At 41.9% G+C, this 4,020-nt stretch carries 3 protein-coding genes; 1 reads left to right on the top strand and 2 read right to left on the bottom strand.

Features of this window, described 5'->3' with window-relative positions:
• Positions 1-216 precede the first annotated feature (216 nt).
• On the top strand, positions 217-1,344 hold the full coding sequence (locus H6G14_RS33050; protein ID WP_190573195.1) for an acyltransferase family protein: 1,128 nt from the start codon (positions 217-219) through the stop codon (positions 1,342-1,344).
• Positions 1,345-1,372: 28 nt separating this feature from the next.
• Here the strand turns inward: H6G14_RS33050 and tgt are convergent, their stop codons facing one another.
• Together tgt and H6G14_RS33040 are read right to left on the bottom strand one after the other, a co-directional pair.
• Positions 1,373-2,503 carry a tRNA guanosine(34) transglycosylase Tgt gene (gene tgt / locus H6G14_RS33045; RefSeq protein ID WP_190573194.1) on the bottom strand — a complete coding sequence of 377 codons (1,131 nt, stop codon included), beginning with the start codon at positions 2,501-2,503 and terminating at the stop codon, positions 1,373-1,375.
• 332 nt (positions 2,504-2,835) lie between these two features.
• On the bottom strand, positions 2,836-3,288 hold the full coding sequence (locus tag H6G14_RS33040; RefSeq protein ID WP_010995234.1) for a hypothetical protein: 453 nt from the start codon (positions 3,286-3,288) through the stop codon (positions 2,836-2,838).
• Positions 3,289-4,020 lie beyond the last annotated feature (732 nt).

Here is a 4,020-nt window from a genome sequence, read left to right as displayed (position 1 = left end):
TACGCGATTAAATAAATCATATCGTAAACGTTGCGAAGTGCGACTTCTAGTCGCCGTAGCAACATCAGTTTAGAATCCCCTCTGCTTCTAGCAAGGGGAGATGTCAAGTCTCTACGCCAGTAGTTCTATAGCGGTTTTCAAAGGTTTGTAAAAATTAATTAATTCCGTGCAGTAGGCGAGGTAGCTTAGATACTCATCAAGTATAAAATTCTGTCCATGCGCTTGACTTCGCTTGATGTATTTCGCGGTATTACTATTGCAGGGATGATTCTCGTCAATATGGCGGGGGTTGCAGATGATGTCTATCCTCCCTTAGCTCATGCTGAATGGCATGGTTGCACACCAACTGATTTAGTATTTCCCTTCTTTTTATTCATTGTCGGTGTGGCAATGTCTTTTTCTCTATCCAAATACACCCATGAGAATAAACCCACCTCGGCTGTTTACTGGCGTATCTTCCGCCGCGCCGCCATCCTCTTTGTTTTGGGTTTGCTACTCAATGGCTTTTGGAATAAGGGTATATGGACGTTTGATTTAAGTAATATCCGCATTATGGGAGTATTACAGCGTATTAGCCTTAGCTATCTATCTGCTTCCTTGGCAGTCCTCAACCTACCGCGCAAAGGACAATGGATATTAGCAGGGGTTTTACTCGTCGGCTATTGGCTTACGATGATGTATGTTCCTGTACCTGACTATGGTGCTGGGGTGTTAACTAGGGAAGGCAACTTCGGGGCTTATGTTGATCGCCTGATTATACCTAAAGTTCATCTGTATGCAGGGGATGGGTTTAAAAATTTGGGAGACCCAGAAGGACTTTTCAGCACAATTCCCGCGATTGTGAGTGTTTTAGCTGGTTATTTTACTGGGGAATGGATACGTAAACAGTCAGTACAAACACGTACAAGTGTAGGATTAGCATTATTTGGGATTGGTTGCTTAATTGTTGGTTGGGGTTGGGGTTGGCTATTCCCCATTAATAAAAAACTGTGGACAAGTTCTTATGTGGTGTTTACCAGTGGTTGGGCTTTATTGTTATTAGCCGCTTGTTATGAACTAATTGAGGTGAGGTTAATCAAACGCTGGAGTAAGCCTTGGGAAATTATGGGGTTAAATGCGATCGCTCTTTTCGTCCCATCAGTTTTACTCATTAAAATATTAGTCAGAACTAAAATCGGTACAGGCGAAACAGCCCCCAGCACTTTTAACTGGATATACCAAAACATCTTCGCTTCCTGGGCTGGAACCTACAACGGTTCTTTACTATTCGCCCTAGTCACCGTTTTATTATGGTGGGCTGTCGCTGTCCTTATGTACCGCCAACGCTGGTTCCTCAAGGTCTAGTACCGCAAAGCGGAATTCAAAATACCCATTACCCGTTATCAACTTCAGTTTCCGGCGAGTTTAACCAGTGACCAAATTCTTCCAAAAAACGATCGCTTAATATTGCTTCACGAATTTTTTGGGTAAAGCGAATGAGTTCGGTAATATTGTGAATGCTTAATAAGGTGTAGGCTAAAATTTCTTGCGATCGCACTAAATGAGAAATATAGGCACGACTGAAATTTTGACAAGCATAACAAGGGCAAGTTTCATCTATTGGGGCAAAATCTTCACGGAACTTAGCATTTTTTAAGTTCCAACGTTCGCCTTTTACCATTGCTGTACCGTGTCTCGCCCAACGGGTGGGAATGACGCAATCAAATAAGTCTATACCAGAGGCGATCGCAATTACCATTTCCCGATAAGTTCCCACACCCATCAAGTAACGCGGCTTGTGTGCTGGTAAAAGCGGTGCTGTAGCTTGCACAATTTGCGCCATCATTTCTGGTGGTTCGCCTACACTCACCCCACCAATGGCATAACCAGGTAAATCTAGCTCAGTTAAAGTATTGGCAGCTTTAGCCCGTAAATCCAGATATACCCCACCTTGAACAATACCAAACAACGCTTGATCCTGGCGTTGATGAGCCGTAATGCAGCGTTCCAACCAACGATAAGTCCGCTCAGTCGCCGCTTCTACTTCCTGGCGAGTAGCTGGGTAGGGAGGACATTCATCGAACGCCATGATCACATCAGCCCCTAAAATATTTTGAATCTCTATAGAGCGTTCCGGCGTTAATTTAATAATTTGCCCGTCATGAGGTGAGCGAAAAGTCACACCTTCTTCTGTAATTTTTCTCATTTCGCTCAAACTGAAAACCTGAAAACCACCGGAATCGGTGAGCATCGGCCCATTCCAGCCCATAAATTTATGCAATCCACCACCACCAGCCACAATGGCTTCTCCTGGTTGGAGATGGAGATGATAAGTATTAGATAAAACCATCTGCGCCCCAGTTTCCTTAAGCTGGGCTGGGGTAACGGTTTTGACATTGGCCAGGGTTCCCACTGGCATAAATCTTGGAGTTTCGACAATTCCGTGGGGAGTTAAAAATACCCCGGCTCTGGCTTTTGTTTGGCTACAACGAGCGAGGGATTGAAAAGAAAATATAGCACTCAAGGTAAGATTCAGCTTGTTTAACTATATGGACAAAAATAATTAAGAAGTAGTTGCTTCTCACTCAATGTAAGTTTGACGTTATGTGGAAAAGTTAACGTCAAACCTAACCCCCTAACCCCCTTCCCTAGTAGGGAAGGGGGAAAATTGAAAGCCTCTCTCCTTGCAGGGGAGAGGTTTGGAGAGGGGTTTTTAAAATTCATTGAACTCATTTTACTCAGCACTTACCCAAAATAATTGGTAATAAATAAACAGTAACTGATTAGTCATCACCCTTTACCGCTTATCTATTACCAACTTTCAAATTTTATGAGTATATGGTATTTAGTTACTATTTAAAAGCCATCACAACAGTCATCATCAATTTCTGCATCCCATCTAGCTGCTAGGACTTCCTCCATCATCGCCTCGATAGCGCTGACATTCCAAGTCCGTTCACGACGTTCTTGGATAGGTGTCGATAAAGGAATCAACCGTAAGCAAGCGCCTTCCTGCATCAAATCAAAGAAAGTTTCTTTTTGGGGTGATTGTTTCAATTCCAGATAATCAAAGCTAGCAACATTGAGATAAAGAGTACTGTTAGCCACTAAAGTAGACCTTCGTGGGTTAGCAAAAACTTCCATCACATCCCCTTCACCCTCGCTCTGTAATTGGCCTTCTTGGGTGTAGATGTAGTGGACTCGACCTAAATCAGCCAATAAACGCTTCATGTCGAGCTTGTTCACAATGATCCCCGTGTTTACAATACACGGAGCGGGTATCTTAGTGTCGGGTAGATGATGACTCATAAAAAAATTGAAAATGAGCAAAGTTTTGATCCAACACAGCTAGACAATTAGTTGCTCAGCTCGTTGACCCTCTACATTAAAAAAAATATCAACTTTTGAGAGCGATCGCCTAATTAATCTTTATGTACAAAACAAGACTAATTGTATAAAAAATTAATTTTGCAAATTAAACGGTATTGCATTATAATGTGCAGTCAAAAAAACCTAAATTGTCTAGTCCAGCATAACAAAAACTACTGGATTATGCCTTTGTAAATAAGAAGTTTATTTAAATATTTAAAAAATTCGGTGGAATTCCCCTTCCTTTGTGCGAGGCGCTACGGGAACAGCGATAGCAGGGAGGAGTGCATCACGCCGGATAAAGACGGAACAACTACCCACCAATATTTGCGACAACAACCATTAGTTGCCCAAAAAATATCATTTAAAGGATACAAGGAAACAGGTAACCTATGTCCCTTCAGGCGGTAAAATTGGACAGTAATTCTTTAATGCGACAATAAGTATAAGTTGTCCCACTCGTGAGGGGTTAGATTAAAGTGTATTTTGTCAATGAGCTAAAATACTTAAACTTATCTAAATAAAAATGATAATCATGTGGTGGGGAGGGGGAGGAGGCGAGCGACGCTCGCCTCCTCCCCCCTCTTTTCGATTATCATTATCATTAAAATTTTTAGCAGATAAAATATGGAACGAAAAAGCATTGTAACAACACAATAACTTGGGAAGAAT

This window comes from Nostoc parmelioides FACHB-3921 (assembly GCF_014696625.1).
In the GTDB taxonomy this organism is placed as follows: domain Bacteria; phylum Cyanobacteriota; class Cyanobacteriia; order Cyanobacteriales; family Nostocaceae; genus Trichormus; species Trichormus parmelioides.
The sequence above is the reverse complement of the archived record's forward strand: the minus strand, read 5'-3'. Positions and strand labels throughout refer to the sequence as shown.